This window comes from Nesterenkonia sp. AN1, from assembly GCF_000582475.1.
In the GTDB taxonomy this organism is placed as follows: Bacteria; Actinomycetota; Actinomycetes; order Actinomycetales; family Micrococcaceae; genus Nesterenkonia; species Nesterenkonia aurantiaca.
The window spans coordinates 141,388-156,251 of the sequence record NZ_JEMO01000019.1 but is presented as its reverse complement, the minus strand read 5'-3'; the positions used below and the strand labels follow the sequence as shown (position 1 = coordinate 156,251).

Sequence of the window (14,864 nt, the reverse complement as noted above, 5' to 3'; positions counted from 1 at the left end):
TGAGGTGGAGCTGACCTGGGGTCGGTAGGCTCGAGGCATGCAACCAGCCAGTGAGAGCCCTGCTGCCCTGACTCCTCCTGCCCCGACCCCGCCTGACCTGAGGGTCCCGGCGCTGCGGCTGCGCGGTCTGGCCAAGAGATTCGGGCAGACCCCCGCGGTGGACCACCTCGACCTCGATGTGCCGCGCGGCTCCTTCTATGGCTTCGTCGGACCCAACGGGGCGGGCAAGACCACCACGCTGTCCATGGCCACCGGTCTGATGCGTCCCGACGCCGGCACCGCCGAAGTCGGAGGCATTGATGTCTGGGCCCAGCCCCGCGAGGCCAAACAGACCATGGGCGTGCTCGCCGACGGCGTCATGCTCTTCAACAAGCTCACCGGAGCACAGCTGGTGACCTACGCGGGTCTGCTGCGCGGCATGGACCGCGACACCGTGGCCTCCCGGACCGAGGACCTGCTTCGGGTGCTCGGTCTCGAAGATGCCCGGGGGAAGCTGGTCCAGGACTACTCCGCCGGGATGACCAAGAAGATCGCGCTGGCCTCCGCAATGGTCCACGCCCCGGAGCTTCTGGTGCTCGATGAGCCTTTCGAAGCCGTGGACCCGGTGTCCGCGCGCACCATCCGTGGCCTGCTGGAGTCCTACGTCGCCTCCGGCGGCACGGTGATCCTCTCCAGCCATGTGATGGATCTGGTCCAGCGAATGTGCTCCCACGTCGGGATCATCGCCGAGGGCCGGCTGCTGGCCTCCGGCACTTTGGACGAGGTCCGCGGCGGATCGGATCTGGAGTCACGCTTCGTGGATCTGGTCGGACTTGAAGCTGGCGATCAGGAGCTCGCATGGTTGCAACTCTGATCCGGCTCAAGAAGGACCTGACCTTCAACGCCTTCAACCAGTCAGGCTGGCACATCCTCGGCACGGTCTTCGCCGGACTCTATGGTCTGGGCATCGTGGGGATGGTGTTCTCAGCGCAGGTCATGGCGGGCGGCGCCGAGGTCATCGATTCCCAGTTCATCCGCACCTCCAGCGTGCTGATGGGTTCGGCGGTCTTCCTGCTCTGGCTGATCATTCCGGTGTTCATCTCGGGGGCGGACGCGGCGATGAACCCGCGGCAGTTCATCACCTACGGCATCCCCCGCCGCGGCCTGATCCTGGGTCTCGCGCTGACCGGGTTGGTCTCTATCGGGGCGGTGCTCACGCTGGTCTGGCTGATCGGGCAGGTGCTGCACTGGCGCTGGGATCCTGCGGCCACGGCGACGGCGCTGCTCACGCTGCCGTTGCTGCTGATCACCTTCAGCCTGGTCTCTCAGGCGGTGACCACCTCGATCAGCGCCTGGCTCAGCGGTCGACGCTCCCGAGACTTCCTGGCGATCCTCGCCCTGAGCCTGATGGTGATGATCTACCCGATCATGGTCGGGCTGCAGAGCGCGTTCAGCTCGCTCAGCGACGCGGTGCCGAGCGTGGTGGACTTCCTCACACTGACCCCACTGGGGGCAGGAGCAGCCCTGCCTGCCGACGCGGCGGCAGGTCACTGGGGCGCCTTCGCGCTGCGAGTGGGGATCCTGGCTGCCACGGTGGGCCTCGCGGTCCTCGTCATCCGGGCCGCGCTGGTGAAGATCACCGAACGTCCGGCCGTGCACGGCTCGGCGGGGCCCAAGGACGCGAAGGGACTCGGGCTCTTCGCCCGTTTCCCCGCCACGCCCTGGGGTGCGGTGGCGGCACGCGCCAGCACCTACTGGCTCAAGGACAGTCGCTACGGCGGCACCCTGGTGGTGATTCCGGCCTTCGTGGTGCTGGCCATCGTCATGTACTCCCAGCTCGGCCAGCCGTGGATCCTGCTCGCACTGGGTCCGGTCGTGGGCTGGATGCTCGGTTTCGCGATCTCCGCCGACATCTCCTATGACCATTCGGCGTTCGCGCTGCACATCACCAGCGGCGTCTCCGGCACGGCGGACCGGGCGGGTCGGCTGATCGGGCTGCTGAGCTTCGGGCTGCCGGCCACGGTGCTCGCCTCCCTGATTCCGGCCCTGATGTTCACCGAACCGGTCACCACGCTCGCGCTGGTGGGCGTGAGCCTGGGCCTGCTGCTGAGCACCGCCGGATTCTCCTGTCTGGTCTCCGCACGCTTCACCTATCCCGTCCCCAGGCCCGGGGACGGGCCGCTGAGCCAGCCCTCCGGCTCCACCGGACGCCTGATGATCGTCCAACTTGGCATGCTGGTCGCGACCCTGATCCTGATGCTGCCCGAGGTGATCTTGGTCATCGTCTGGCTTCTCAGCGACGCCTCCCTGTGGGGGTGGCTGCTGGGGATCGGCGCGGTGCTCAAGGGGCTGGCGCTGGTCTGGATCGGGGTGCGTCTCGGCGCGCGGGTCTATGAGCGCAGCCAGCCGGAGCTGTTCCAAGCGGTGAGCCAGTACTGAGCGGGGCCTACTGGCGTCGCGCGGGGATGATGTGTCGGCCCAGGCTCGCTAGACTAGGCTCCATGATGGTCAACGACAACGGACTCCAGCCCGCCTCCGCCCGGTTCGGCATGCATACTGCTGATCCGGCCGCCGCACCGGCCCCAGGCGGAGCCGCCACCATCGAACGCGTTCACCAGGAGCAGCTCTCCGAGCCCGGTGATCACGAGCGTTTCGCCCACTACGTGAACAAGAACCGCATCATGGAGTCCGCCCTGGAAGGCGGCGCCGTCGTGGCGCTGTGCGGCAAGGTCTGGATCCCCTCGCGCGATCCCAAGAAGTTCCCCGTATGCCCCGAGTGCAAAGAGATCTACGAAGAGATGATGGGCGGCGGCGACGGGGACGGCGAGTCCGGCGGGGACTCCGGCGGCAAGCGCGGCTTCTTCGGCTTCGGCCGCAGCTGAACCTGCGCTGAGCCAAGCACACAGTGGAGCAGTCTGAGACCCTTTTCGACGTCGGCACCGATGTCGGCAAATCCCTGCCGCCGGTCTATCCGCACCGCGCCGCGCACGGCACCGCGGGAACGCTGCGCCAATGGCAGCAGGAGGCCCTGGACCTCTACATCCAGAAGCGGCCCAAGGACTTCCTCGCCGTCGCCACCCCGGGCGCCGGCAAGACCACCTTCGCGCTGCGCGTGGCGAAGCTGCTGGTGGAATCCGGTGAGGTCAATCGGATCTACGTGGTCGCGCCCACAGAGCACCTGAAGCGGCAGTGGGCCGACGCCGCCGGGCGCGTGGGCCTGGCCCTGGATCCGAACTTCAAGAACTCCGACGGTCGCCACGGTCGCCAGTACATGGGCGTCGTCGTGACCTACTCGCAGGTCGCGAACAAGCCGGCGCTGCATCGGAACAAGACCGAGGCCGGACGCACACTGGTGATCTTCGACGAGATCCACCATGCCGGTGACGCCCTGTCCTGGGGCGACGGCGTGCGTGAGGCCTTCGACCCGGCGGTGCGGCGCCTGGCGCTGACCGGGACTCCGTTCCGCTCCGACACCTCCCCGATCCCCTTCGTGGAGTACGTGGAGGACGGCGCCGGGGTGCGCCGCTCCAAGGCGGACTACGCCTATAACTACGGTCCGGCGCTGAAGGACCGAGTGGTGCGCCCGGTGGTCTTCATGGCCTATTCCGGGAACATGCGCTGGCGGACCTCGGCCGGGGAGGAGATGGAGGCCCAGCTCGGGGCCGCCGCGACCAAGGACATCACCAACCATGCCTGGCGCACCGCCCTGAACCCCGAGGGCGAGTGGATCCCCTCGGTGCTGCGGGCTGCGCATCAGCGTCTGCTCAAGGTCCGCGACAAGATCGACGACGCCGGGGGCCTGGTCATCGCGACCGACCACGAGACCGCGCGCGCCTATGCCGCGCAGCTCGATGAGCTCACCGGGCAGAAGACCACGGTGGTGCTCTCCGATGACAAGGGTGCCTCGAACCAGATCGAGAAGTTCTCTTCAGACCCCTCGAAGATGTGGATGGTCGCGGTCAGGATGGTCTCGGAGGGGGTCGACGTGCCGCGGCTCTGCGTGGGCGTCTACGCGACTTCCACCTCGACCCCGCTGTTCTTCGCCCAGGCGGTCGGGCGCTTCGTGCGGCTGCGCAAGAAGGCCGAGGTGGCCTCGGTCTTCCTGCCCTCGGTGCCGGTGCTCACCACGCTGGCCAATGAGATGGAGCAGGAGCGCGACCACGCCCTGGAGGTTCCGCGGACCGCGGCCGAGGACTCCGAGGAGGGCCTCGATGATGAGCTGCTCGATGCCGCCAATAAGGAGGAGCGTGGCTCGGACCAGCTGGAGCGTGGCGAGTTCGCGGCGCTGCATTCCAACGCGTCCTTCGACAAGGTGCTCTTCGACGGCGCGGAGTTCGGCCTCGGCGGCGCGATGGGATCCGAGGAGGAGCTCGACTTCCTGGGCATCCCCGGCCTGTTGGAGCCCGAGCAGGTCTCCACGCTGCTGCGTCAGCATCAGGCGGACCAGCTGCGCCGCAAGCCGGCGACTGCAACGCCGGCGGAGCCGGTGGTGGACCACCGGCAGCTCAAGACCCTGCGGGCCACGCTGAACAAATCGGTCTCGGCCTATGCCGCGAAGACCGGGATGCATCAGGGCAGCATCCATACCAAGCTCCGCGATGCCTGCGGCGGGCCTGCGGTGGGTCAGGCCACCCAGACTCAGCTTGAGGAGCGGCTGAAGAAGATCCAGATGTGGTTCGTCGGGCGCAGGTGACGCCGCGGCCGGTGGACTCAGAGCTCCCGGCTCAGAGGTCCGGCTCAGTGGTCCCGGCTCAGAGGTCCTCTAGGCTGACGATCTCGACTTCGGCGGCGTCGAACTCTGCGTAGGCCTCATCGACCGACTCCTCGCCCACGCCCACCGTGAGCTCACGGATCACCCGGACCTGGTAGTCGTTCTCCACCGCGTCCAGCACGGTGGCCCGCACGCAGTGATCGGTGGCGATCCCGACGATGGTCACGGAGTCGATGTCTTGGGCGCGGAGCCAGGTGTGGAGGTCCGCGGCGCCCTCGGTGATGGCCGCGGCGGGCCCGACCTTGGTGCCGTTCTCTCCCTCCAGGGTGCCGACCTTCTCGGGATCGCCCTCGAGGCCCTCGAACCCGGAGTAGCCGTCGGAGTAGAGGCCCTTGAGGAACCGGGCGTCCACGTGTTCGGTGTCGAGATTCTGATGCAGCTCCGCACCCGGGGTGCCGGCGACGCAGTGCTCGGGCCAGCTCTGCTGGAAGTCCGGGGTGGCGGAGAAATGCGGGCCTGGATCGATGTGCCAGTCCTGGGTGGTGAGGATCGCGTCGAACTCGGCGTAGCTGTCCTCGAGGAACTCACTGATCTCACTGGCGACCTGCGCGCCGCCGGCCACCGCCAGCGCCCCACCTTCGCAGAGTCCTGCTGCACATCGACAATGATCAGCGCCTGGGCCACTACGTCCTCCTGGTCGGAACTCTCCTGGTACGGGTGTGCGGCGCGAGGATCCCGCGACCGCACACCCACCACGTTACTGGTTCCGCCCGGCCTCGGCGAGGTCGAACTCCTCGGCGACCAGCGCCCCGTTGGCCGCCGCGCCGGCGAAGCTTCCCATCCCCATGGACAGCGGGACCGTCGCCATGGGTGAGGCGAGGTTTCCGGCCGCCCAGATCCGGTCATGAGAGGTCTGCCCCATCGCGTCGATCTTCAAGAAGCTGCCCACCATGGTGTCCTCGCGTTCCAGCCCAAGCCCACGCAGGTAGGCGTCGCGCGGGATGAGGCTGCCTCCGGTGAAGATCGCGTCCACCTCCAGTGTCCGGGAGTCCTCCAGGACGACGCCGGTCACGCGTGTGCCATCGCCGAGGACCTCCTTGACCGGGGCCGGTTCGAGGACGACGCCGCGTGAGCGCAGCCGCGCAGCCGTCTCGGCAGTCAGCTCGCCGGCGCCGGCATGGAAGTAGGTCAGCCGATCGCTCCACTGGCGCAGCAGCTGCGCCTGGTGCAGCTGCATCGGACTGGTGGCCAGCACCGCCAGACGCTGTCCGCGGACCTCCCAGCCATGGCAGTAGGGACAGTGCAGCACGCTCTTGCCCCAGCGCTCGGCCAGTCCCGGGATGGGCGGCAGCTCGTCGGTCAGCCCCGAGGCGGCGATGACCGTGCGGGTGAAGAGCTGCACCCCGGAGTCCAGGGTCACGACAAGCTCGCGGGGTCCGGTCTTCTCGGTGGAGTCGGTGCGGGTGGACTCGCTGACCCGGTGCACCCCCGCAGTCAGGTGCTCGACCCCGTAGCGCTGCGCCTCCTTTCTGCCAGCGGCGACCAGCTGGTCGGGGGAGGCGCCGTCGTGTCCCAGGATGTTGTGCATCTGGTCGGCGAAGCGGTTGCGGGGTTCGCCGGCGTCCAGGATCAGGGTCCTGCGCAGCGCCCGGCCCAGCGACTGGGCGGCGCTGAGTCCCGCGGCGCCGCCGCCGATGATGATGGCGTCGAAGAGTTCTGCTTCTGCTGTGCTGTTCATGGCTCCAGCATGCGCCGCTCGGGCGAGGCGTGAAAGAGATCTTGCTGAAATGGCAAGAAGTGGTGAGAATGCTCGATATGGAGGAACTTGCCCAGCTGGGCCTGCGACTGAGATCAGCGCGCACCACCCGCGGATGGACCTTGGACCGACTGGCCCGCAGCGCCGGCATCTCACCCAGCACGCTGTCGCGGTTGGAATCCGGCAAGCGCCAGGCCAGCCTGGAGCTGCTGCTGCCGATCACGCGCTGCCTGGGCATCACAGTGGACGAGCTGCTCGTCTCCTCGAGTCCGGACCCGCGCGTGCAGCGCGACGCCTGGGAGCGCAACGGGATGCTCGTGCAGCCGCTGTCCCCGGAGAGCTCGCCGGTGCACACCTACAAGATCCGCTACGTGCCGCGCCCGCCGATCACCGCGCTGCGCAGCCACGACGGATATGAGTGGCTCTATGTGCTCTCCGGCAGGCTCCGGCTGCAGCTGGGCGAGCAGGAGATCCTGCTGCAGGCGGGGGAGGCCGCGGAGTTCGACACGCTGCGCCCCCACGGACTCAGCGCGGTCGGCCCGGAGGACGCCGAGGTGATCTGCATCCTCAACGACGCCGCCGTGAACAGCCATACCGAGGACCACATAGACCACCAGGTCGCTGATGAGAACGCTGAGCACACCGCTGACCAGGCGGGTGCTGAGCCGACCGAGCTCAGCGAGAAGCTCAGCTGAAGATCGTGGGCAGCACCGGGTCGCCGTCCTGCAGCCGCTTCGCCGCCGGAGGCAGCTCGGCGAGCGACGCCGCATGGCGGCGCCGTGCTTGGGCCACGCCCGACTCGCCGGTGTGCTCCGCAGCGATCTCACCGCGTCGGACCAGCGGCACCATCAGCTCACGGGTGCGCTGGCCGTGGGTCTGTGGCGCGGCGCCGACCCCGATCAGCTCCGCAGTCGCCCGACCGGACTCGTCCAGGCTGCGCAGCGGATGCTTGACCCCACCGAGGCTGGACTTGCCCGGGGCGTTCTTCGCCACGGGGATGCTCTGGCCGTCGTCGTCGGTGCGCGCCACCAGCTTGTAGACCATCGCGGCGGTGGGGGAGCCGCTGCCGGTGACCAGCTTCGTACCCACCCCGTAGGAGTCCACCGGGGCCGACTGCAGCCGGGCGATGGCGTGCTCGTCGAGGTCCGAGGAGACGATGATCCTGGTGCCGGTGTTGCCCAGCGAATCCAGCAGCGCCCGGACCTCGCCGGCCTGCTCCACCAGGTCCCCGGAGTCCAGCCGGACCGCGCCCAGCTCGGGCCCGGCGATCGCTGCCGCGCGGCGCACCGCAGTCTCCACGTCATACGTGTCCACCAACAGGGTGGTGCCCGGGCCGAAGGCCGCGACCTGAGCCTCGAAGGCCTCCTCCTCGGAGTCGTGGAGCAGAGTGAAGGCATGGGCGGCGGTGCCCAGGGTAGGCAGGCCCCAGCGGCGCCCCGCTTCGAGGTTCGAGGTGGCAGTGAAGCCGGCGACGGCGGCCGCCCGGGCCGCGGCCACGGCGCTGAATTCCTGGGTGCGTCGTGACCCCATCTCCACACACGGCCGGTCCCCGGCGGCCACGGTCATCCGCGAGGCGGCGGAGGCGATGGCCGAGTCGTGGTTGAGCACCGAGAGCACGTAGGTCTCCAGCAGGCAGGCCTCGGCGAAGCTGGCCTCGACGCGCAGCACCGGGGAGTCGGGCAGGAAGACCTCTCCCTCGGCGTAGCCGTGGATGTCTCCGGAGAATCGGTAGTCCGCGAGGAACTCCAGCGTCGGCTCATCCACGATGCCCCGGCCGCGCAGCCAGTCGATCTCGGCCCCGCCGAAGCGGAACGCGGCGAGGCCCTCGAGCATCCGTCCGGTGCCAGCCACCACCCCGTAGCGTCGACCTGCGGGAAGATGCCGGGTGAAGACCTCGAAGACGCAGCGCCGTCCGGCGGCCCCGGAGGCCAGGGCGGCCTGGACCATGGTCAGCTCATACTGATCGGTGAGCAGCGCGGTGACCGGGACGGCAGGCGCGGGAACGGCGGAGGCGGACTCGGTGGCGCGCGCAGCGTGGGGCTGGGCGGAGGCAGATTGAGGTGTCACAGCCCCAGCGTAGAATACCGAGCATGAGTTCAGCCGAAGGATCCACGCTCAGCCGTGAGGAGACTGACCTCGATTCCGAGTTCTCCCAGCTCCTCTCGGCCGCGCGCCCCTACCAGGTGGTCGTCTGGAATGACCCGGTCAACCTGATGACCTATGTCAGCTGGGTCTTCCGCAGCTACTTCGGTCACTCCAAGGCACGCGCGGAGAAACTGATGATGCAGGTGCACCAGGAAGGCCGCGCCGTGGTCTCCCACGGCCCGCGGGAGAAGGCCGAGCGCGACGTCACCGCCATGCACCAGTACGGCCTGCAGGCGACCCTGGAAGAGGCGGAGTAACCCGTGGCGACAGCTTTCCGCGCCACCACCACGGGATACCGCGCCGACCTGGAACAGCACGAACGGCGCCTGCTCAGTTCGCTGTGCGCCGATGTCATCGCGCTCCTGGAGAGCCGCGAGGACCTGCAGCAGGACGACCCGACCCCGTCCGGCGCCGAGGACCCCGCCTTCGCCCATTTCCGGGCCGAGCTCGCAGGGCTGGGCGGCGAGGAGCCCCTGGCACCGCCGGAGGACGAGGTGCTGCGCCGGCTGCTGCCGGATGCCTCCAGCGATCCGGAGCAGGCTGGACAGTTCCGTCGGCTCAGCGAGAATTCGCTGCGCAGCGCCAAGATCGCGGATCTGCGCACCGCGCGGATGCTGCTCGAGTCCACGCCGGTCACTATGGACGAGGACGTCGCGCCGATCTTCGGACGAGCGCTCAACGATCTGCGGCTGACCCTGGCCAGCCGACTGCGGCTGCACAGCGCCGAGGACGCCGAGCGGGTGCACAACCTCGCCGTCGGCCCCAGCGCCAAGGACACCGATTCCTTCATGGCGGAGATCTACACCTTCATCACCTGGCTCCAGGAGACCCTGTTCAGCGCGATGACCGAGTTCCTCCCGGAGCAAGGAACGGCCGACGACGCGGCGGATGCCGGTGATCCAGAACCCAGCGGTCCAGCGGCCGGGGATCCAGCGCCCGGTGACCCAGAAGCCGGTGACCCAGAAGCCGGTGACCCAGAAGCTGGCGACCCAGAAACCGGCGACCCAGAAACCGGCGACCCAGAAACCGGTGATTCAGACCCGGGTGCGAGCGGCGGTGCGGGAACATCGTCTCGATGAACGCCTCGGCTCCGGTGGGCATCTTCGACTCCGGGGTCGGTGGACTGACCGTGGCCCGGGCCGTGCTGGACCAGCTGCCCGGGGAGCTGATCACCTACCTCGGTGACACCGCCCACGGTCCCTACGGCCCGCTGCCGATCGCGCGGGTCCGAGCCCACGCGCTGGGGGTCATGGACGAGCTCGTCGACTCCGGGGGTCAAGGCCCTGGTCATCGCGTGCAACTCCGCCTCGGCCGCAGTGCTGCGCGATGCCCGGGAACGCTATACCGATCGTCACGGGATCCCGGTGATCGAAGTCATCCAGCCCGCGGTGCGGCGCGCAGTCTCGGCCACTCGCAATGGGCGCATCGGGGTCATCGGCACCGCCGCTACCGTAGGCTCCGGAGCCTACGAGGACACCTTCGCCGCCGCCCCGGCGCTGCAGATCACCAGCGCGGCCGCCCCGCGCTTCGTGGAGTTCGTCGAACGCGGCGTCACCACCGGAGAGGAGCTGCTCGATGCCGCACGGGAGTACCTGGCGCCGCTGCAGGCCGCCGGGGTCGACACACTGGTGCTGGGCTGCACGCACTACCCGCTGCTGACCGGCGTGATCTCCTTCGTCATGGGGGAGCAGGTCACCCTGGTGTCCTCCGCCGAGGAGACCGCCAAGGACCTCTACCGTGCGCTCACCCGAGGGGACCTCCAGCGCCCGCCGGTCGCCTCTGCCCGGGGAGTCTTCGAGCCAGCGGGCCACACCTTCCTCTCCACCGGCGACGCCGAGGCGTTCGCGCTGCTGGCGCGGCGCTTCCTCGGCCCCGAGGTGCTCACGGTGCGTCAGGTGGCTCATGTGCGTGAGACCTATCCCACCGGCGTGATCCGACGCATCTCTCCCGCTATGCTGTCCGGAGCGCAGGATGACTGAAGGGGAGCCCGGCACCATATGAAACTCACCATCATCGGGTGCAGCGGATCCTTCCCCGGCCCGGAGTCCCCGGCCTCGTGCTATCTGCTGACCGCCCGGTATCAGGGCCGGACCTGGCGCGTCGTGGTGGATCTGGGCAATGGCGCGCTGGGGAAGCTGCAGCAGCACCTGGCGCTGGAGGACATCGACGCGGTCTGCCTCTCCCACCTGCACCCGGACCACTACATGGACCTGTGCGGACTCCATGTGGCCATCCGCTGGCGTCCCGGGGGCTGGCCGGGCAAGCACGTGCCCGTCTACGGTCCCTCCACGACCGACCAGCGGATCGCCAGCGCCTACGGGATGGACCCCAACCCGGGGATGCACCCGGACTTCGACTTCAGGACCTGGCAGCCCCGGCAGGCCGAGACCATCGGGCCCTTCACCATCACCCCGGTCCCGGTGCGTCACCCGATCGAGGAGGCCTACGCGCTGCGGATCGACATCGCCGCCGAAGCCTCGGCCGATGCCCGCGCGCACACGCTGACCTACTCCGGAGACACCGACGCCTGCGAGGGACTCGTCGAAGCCGCCCAAGGTGCCGACGTCTTCCTCTGCGAGGCCGCCTTCGAGGACGGCCGCGATGACCATATCGACGGGGTGCACCTGAACGGTCACCGCGCCGGAGCCACGGCCCGAGCCGCGGGGGTGGGGCGGCTGCTGCTGACCCACATCCCGGTCTGGACCTCCCAGAGGGTGCTGCTGGCCAAGGCACGAGAACAATACGGCGGCGACCTCGCGGTCGCCGTCGCCGGCGTCACCTACGAGATCGGTGCCGCCACGACCCACCACCACGGAGAGAGCGAGCAGTGACTATCACCACCCTGCGGACCGACGGACGCGCAGCCGATGAGCTGCGCCCGGTCACCATCACCCGGAACTGGAACGCCCACGCCGAAGGCTCGGCGCTGATCGAGTTCGGCGGCACCCGAGTGCTGTGCACCGCCTCCTTCGAGTCCAACGTGCCGCGCTGGCTCAAGGGCCGGGGCGAAGGCTGGGTCACCGCCGAATACGCGATGCTGCCCCGCGCCACCAACACCCGCTCCGGACGTGAATCCGTGAAGGGAAAGATCGGCGGGCGCACCCACGAGATCTCCCGGCTGATCGGCCGATCACTGCGCGCGGTCGTGGACACCAAGGCGCTGGGCGAGAACATGATCACCCTGGACTGCGACGTGCTGCAGGCCGACGGCGGCACCCGCACCGCCGCGATCACCGGGGCCTACGTGGCGCTGGCCGACGCGGTGGAATGGGCGCGCGAACAGGGCCACGTGTCCAAGCGCGCGGCCGTGCTCAAGGACTCCGTGGCAGCGATCTCGGTCGGGGTGCTCCCCGGAGGCCAGGCCGTGCTCGACCTGCCCTACACGGAGGACTCCACCGCGGGCACCGATATGAACGTCGTGGTCACCGGTTCCGGGGAATTCGTGGAGATCCAGGGCACCGCCGAGGGAACCCCGTTCAACCGCACAGAGCTGGACCGGCTGCTCGACCTCGCCCTGGGAGGGACCGACCGGCTGGCCCAGCTGCAGCGGGAGGCGCTGGCCCCGTGACGCCCAGGATCGTGCTGGCCACCAGAAATCCGGGAAAGCTCCGCGAATTCCGCGCCCTGCTCGGATCAAGTCCTCAGCTGAGCGAGCTCGATCTGGAGACCGCGGTCATCGATGCGGCCACCGCCGGCTGCGCCGAGGTCCCGGAGACTGGTCTGACCTTCGAGGAGAACTCACTGCTGAAGGCGCGCGCAGTGGCAGCCGAGACCGGGCTGCCCGCCGTGGCCGATGATTCCGGGCTCGCTGTGGACGTCCTCGGCGGAGCCCCCGGAATCTTCTCTGCCCGCTGGGCCGGCGCCCAAGCCTCCGACGAGGCGAATCTGGCGCTGCTGCTGGAACAGCTCGCAGACATCGCTCCGGCCCACCGCGGCGCGGCCTTCGTCTGCGTGGCCTCCCTGGTGATCCCCGACGCTCAGGGCGCACCGGCGAGCGAGTTCACCACCACCGGGCGCCTCCAGGGCAGGCTGCTGCGCGAGCCGCAGGGCCGGGGCGGCTTCGGCTATGACCCGATCCTGCAGCCCGTGGGGGAGACCCGCAGCACTGCCGAGCTCTCCATGGCAGAGAAGAATGCGATCTCACACCGGGGCAAGGCCTTCGCCTCGCTGCGCGGTCACATCGTGGAGGCGCTGACCCGGTGAAGGGCCTGAACTTCACGGCCGTGGACTTCGAGACCGCCAACGGATTCCGCGGGTCTCCCTGCGCCATCGGACTGGTGAGGGTCCGCGATGGAGCGGAGGTCGAGAGCTACTACTCCGCGATGCGTCCCCCGGAGGCTTCGACCGATTCGACCCGCATAACGTCGCGATCCACGGGATCACCGCAGACGCGGTGGCCCAGTCGCCGCGCTTCGGAGAACTCTTCGGCGAGATCCAGGGCTTCATCGGAGAGGACGTGCTGGTCGCGCACAACGCCGGCTTCGACATCGAGGTCTTCGAAGCCGCACTGGAGGTCAGCGGGCTCGATTCCCCAGGCCTGAGCTGTCTGTGCTCAGTGCGGCTCTCCCGTGCGAACTACCAGCTCGCCTCCCATGCGCTGCCGAAGGCGGCCGCCGAGGCCGGCTACCAGCTCACCCAGCACCACTACGCGCTCGACGACGCACGGGCCTCGGCGGCGGTGGTCTGCGACATCGCGGCCCGGCGCAACGTCGGGACCACCCACCGGCTCTTCCAGGAGAGCGGGATCGCGGCGCGCACCATGGAATCCTGGCAGGGCCCCAGGGCGCGGGAGTCCCGGGCGACCCGACAGGTGCGCGGCATGGCGCACCTCTTCGACGCTCGCCTGCCCGCCCCGCAGCCACGGCATATGCCGGATCTGATGCGCTGGCAGGACGAGGGCAAGAACCTGCCGCCGTCCTCGGTGGCAGACCCGGCCCACCCGCTGTTCGCCCAGCAGCTGACCTTCACCGGCAACCTCGCGATCCCGCGTGCCGAGGCCAAGGAGCTGGTGGCCGCGCTGGGCGCGGCCACCGCCTCCCGGGTCACCGCCGGCACCACGCTGCTGGTGGTCGGCGACGGCTTCGAAGCTGGGAGCTCCGCGAGCCGGAGCAGTCCTTTCCGCTGCGCAGCAGCAAGGCGCGCGAGGCGCTGCGCCGGCAGCGAGACGGTCAGCGGCTGCGGCTGATCGCCGAGGAGGAGTTCCGCGCGATGCTCGGCTCGCACTGGCCGCTCAGCGCTGCGGCCGAGGCCGTGGCGGATCCCAAGCCCGAGGCCGGCACCGATCCCGAGGCGCAGGAGCCGACTCTGCGGCTCAACGCGCCCGGGTGACCTCTTCCCAATTCTGGGCCAGCTCCTCGATCACGTCATAGATCGTGCGCAGCTCCCCGGTCGACTCCGAGCCGCCGAGCCGGGCACCGGAGTTCGGGGTGTCACCGGAGGATGACGCGCTGAACTGGGCTGAGGCTGTTGCGCGGGTGGTTGCCGGAGCGGCGGCTGCTGCCGAAGCGGAGGCTGCCGCGGGTCCCGCTCCGGCCGCGGCGCGGAGCTGGCGGTCCAAGATGGCGGCGACGTCGTCGTCCAGGCCTGCGGTGAGCGCCGCCTGCTGCTGCGCCGCGGCTTCGGGGAGCACCTTTGCGGGGGGACCGCCGGCCAGACGGTGCACGAGATCAGCGAGCTCCTCGGCCCTCTGTGTCAGCTCGGGATGCCCGTGCGTGAGCGCGATGGCCTGGCGCACCCAGCTCCGTCGCATCGGCGCATCGATATAGGGCACCAGGCCGATCGGCACCGCGCGCAGCAGCACGGCGGAATCGGTGGACTCCGGTTGCGCCGGAGCGCTCGGATAGGCCATCTGTCCCTGGCTGAGTCCGCGCAGGCTCGTCATGCCGGAGCCGGTCCGCGCCGTGAACCCGCCCTGCCGGCTCAGCTGCGTCAGCGCCTGATCCAGCGGGCGCGCCGGCGGCTGCGGCGCATGCTCCGGGTAGGACCCGGTGATGAGCCGGTACCAGCGCAGCGACCCGAGCCACATGCAGGCGAGCGGATCCGCGCCGAGTCCCTGGCGAGACCAGTCCAGCAGCTCCATCAGGCCATCGGCGGTGCACATCTGGTGCAGCACCTCGGCGTGCAGCACGATCGGCTCACCAGGTGGCTGCGGAGCCTGGGGCTCCACGGCGGCGGCCAGCACCGGGCGCAAGCGGCTGATCAGTCTCTCGGCAGTCTCCACCCGTTCAGAATAGTCTCCTGCGGGGTGGTGCGGGGCCATGTCCGTGCCAGCCG

15 protein-coding genes and 1 pseudogene are annotated in these 14,864 nt (G+C 69.4%); 12 read left to right on the top strand and 4 right to left on the bottom strand.

Annotation, left to right across the window (positions count from 1 at the left end):
* Positions 1-37 precede the first annotated feature (37 nt).
* From BG28_RS10475 to BG28_RS10460, 4 genes are all read left to right on the top strand, one after another.
* Positions 38-853, top strand: coding sequence for an ABC transporter ATP-binding protein (locus BG28_RS10475; protein WP_051501312.1), 816 nt, complete (start codon positions 38-40; stop codon positions 851-853).
* Positions 838-2,418, top strand: a complete 1,581-nt coding sequence (locus BG28_RS10470) for a hypothetical protein (protein ID WP_036476436.1) — start codon at positions 838-840, stop codon at positions 2,416-2,418. The genes BG28_RS10475 and BG28_RS10470 overlap by 16 nt, the downstream gene beginning before the upstream one ends.
* 110 nt (positions 2,419-2,528) lie before the next feature.
* Positions 2,529-2,861, top strand: coding sequence for a DUF3039 domain-containing protein (locus BG28_RS10465; RefSeq protein WP_036476566.1), 333 nt, complete (start codon positions 2,529-2,531; stop codon positions 2,859-2,861).
* 23 nt (positions 2,862-2,884) lie between these two features.
* Positions 2,885-4,672 carry a DEAD/DEAH box helicase gene (locus BG28_RS10460; protein ID WP_036476434.1) on the top strand — a complete coding sequence of 596 codons (1,788 nt, stop codon included), beginning with the start codon at positions 2,885-2,887 and terminating at the stop codon, positions 4,670-4,672.
* 58 nt (positions 4,673-4,730) lie between these two features.
* Here BG28_RS10460 and BG28_RS10455 read toward each other — a convergent pair whose 3' ends face one another.
* Together BG28_RS10455 and BG28_RS10450 are read right to left on the bottom strand one after the other, a co-directional pair.
* Positions 4,731-5,312: an isochorismatase family protein gene (locus tag BG28_RS10455; RefSeq protein WP_369797223.1), complete on the bottom strand. Its 582-nt coding sequence runs from the start codon at positions 5,310-5,312 to the stop codon at positions 4,731-4,733.
* A gap of 135 nt (positions 5,313-5,447) precedes the next feature.
* Positions 5,448-6,428: an NAD(P)/FAD-dependent oxidoreductase gene (locus tag BG28_RS10450; protein ID WP_036476433.1), complete on the bottom strand. Its 981-nt coding sequence runs from the start codon at positions 6,426-6,428 to the stop codon at positions 5,448-5,450.
* Between the two features lie 77 nt (positions 6,429-6,505).
* Here BG28_RS10450 and BG28_RS10445 point away from each other — a divergent pair, with 77 nt between their 5' ends.
* Complete coding sequence (locus BG28_RS10445) at positions 6,506-7,141, top strand: helix-turn-helix domain-containing protein (protein WP_084479659.1); 636 nt, start codon at positions 6,506-6,508, stop codon at positions 7,139-7,141.
* On the opposite strand, the gene BG28_RS10440 is transcribed toward BG28_RS10445, so the two are convergent.
* Positions 7,134-8,393 (bottom strand): nicotinate phosphoribosyltransferase, encoded by a 1,260-nt coding sequence (locus BG28_RS10440; protein ID WP_235181077.1) that lies wholly within the window; start codon positions 8,391-8,393, stop codon positions 7,134-7,136. The two genes, BG28_RS10445 and BG28_RS10440, sit on opposite strands and share 8 nt — an antisense overlap.
* Positions 8,394-8,536: 143 nt before the next feature.
* Between BG28_RS10440 and clpS the strand changes: the two genes are divergently transcribed.
* The 7 genes and pseudogenes from clpS to BG28_RS10405 all read left to right on the top strand — a co-directional run bounded on the left by clpS (position 8,537) and on the right by BG28_RS10405 (position 13,776).
* The gene (clpS, locus tag BG28_RS10435) at positions 8,537-8,848 is read left to right on the top strand and encodes an ATP-dependent Clp protease adapter ClpS (protein ID WP_036476432.1); all 312 of its coding nucleotides are present in this window, start codon (positions 8,537-8,539) and stop codon (positions 8,846-8,848) included.
* 3 nt (positions 8,849-8,851) lie between these two features.
* Positions 8,852-9,670 carry a DUF2017 domain-containing protein gene (locus tag BG28_RS10430; RefSeq protein ID WP_051501311.1) on the top strand — a complete coding sequence of 273 codons (819 nt, stop codon included), beginning with the start codon at positions 8,852-8,854 and terminating at the stop codon, positions 9,668-9,670.
* Positions 9,667-10,570: pseudogene (murI, locus tag BG28_RS10425) on the top strand (glutamate racemase). The gene BG28_RS10430 and the pseudogene murI overlap by 4 nt, the downstream one beginning before the upstream one ends.
* Positions 10,571-10,588: 18 nt before the next feature.
* Positions 10,589-11,422, top strand: a complete 834-nt coding sequence (locus BG28_RS10420) for an MBL fold metallo-hydrolase (RefSeq protein ID WP_051501310.1) — start codon at positions 10,589-10,591, stop codon at positions 11,420-11,422.
* A 2-nt stretch (positions 11,423-11,424) separates the two neighbouring features.
* Positions 11,425-12,159, top strand: coding sequence for a ribonuclease PH (gene rph / locus BG28_RS10415; protein WP_036476556.1), 735 nt, complete (start codon positions 11,425-11,427; stop codon positions 12,157-12,159).
* A complete protein-coding gene (gene rdgB / locus BG28_RS10410) occupies positions 12,156-12,794 on the top strand; it encodes an RdgB/HAM1 family non-canonical purine NTP pyrophosphatase (RefSeq protein ID WP_036476431.1) in 639 nt (212 codons plus the stop codon). Before rph ends, rdgB begins: the two co-directional genes overlap by 4 nt.
* A gap of 190 nt (positions 12,795-12,984) precedes the next feature.
* Positions 12,985-13,776, top strand: a complete 792-nt coding sequence (locus BG28_RS10405; protein ID WP_051501309.1) for an exonuclease domain-containing protein — start codon at positions 12,985-12,987, stop codon at positions 13,774-13,776.
* 126 nt (positions 13,777-13,902) lie between these two features.
* On the opposite strand, the gene BG28_RS15450 is transcribed toward BG28_RS10405, so the two are convergent.
* Entirely contained in the window at positions 13,903-14,811 is a 909-nt protein-coding gene (locus BG28_RS15450; protein ID WP_051501308.1) for an ADP-ribosylglycohydrolase family protein, read from the bottom strand.
* Between the last annotated feature and the right edge of the window lie 53 nt (positions 14,812-14,864).

What these genes read in the sequence shown, in the direction of transcription:
- BG28_RS10475 (WP_051501312.1), top strand. Translation starts at nt 38, where the DNA reads ATGCAACCAGCCAGTGAGAGCCCTGCTGCCCTGACTCCTCCTGCCCCG.
- BG28_RS10470 (WP_036476436.1), top strand. Translation starts at nt 838, where the DNA reads ATGGTTGCAACTCTGATCCGGCTCAAGAAGGACCTGACCTTCAACGCC.
- BG28_RS10465 (WP_036476566.1), top strand. Translation starts at nt 2,529, where the DNA reads ATGCATACTGCTGATCCGGCCGCCGCACCGGCCCCAGGCGGAGCCGCC.
- BG28_RS10450 (WP_036476433.1), bottom strand. Translation starts at nt 6,428, where the DNA reads ATGAACAGCACAGCAGAAGCAGAACTCTTCGACGCCATCATCATCGGC.
- BG28_RS10445 (WP_084479659.1), top strand. Translation starts at nt 6,506, where the DNA reads ATGGAGGAACTTGCCCAGCTGGGCCTGCGACTGAGATCAGCGCGCACC.
- BG28_RS10440 (WP_235181077.1), bottom strand. Translation starts at nt 8,393, where the DNA reads ATGGTCCAGGCCGCCCTGGCCTCCGGGGCCGCCGGACGGCGCTGCGTC.
- clpS (WP_036476432.1), top strand. Translation starts at nt 8,537, where the DNA reads ATGAGTTCAGCCGAAGGATCCACGCTCAGCCGTGAGGAGACTGACCTC.
- BG28_RS10420 (WP_051501310.1), top strand. Translation starts at nt 10,589, where the DNA reads ATGAAACTCACCATCATCGGGTGCAGCGGATCCTTCCCCGGCCCGGAG.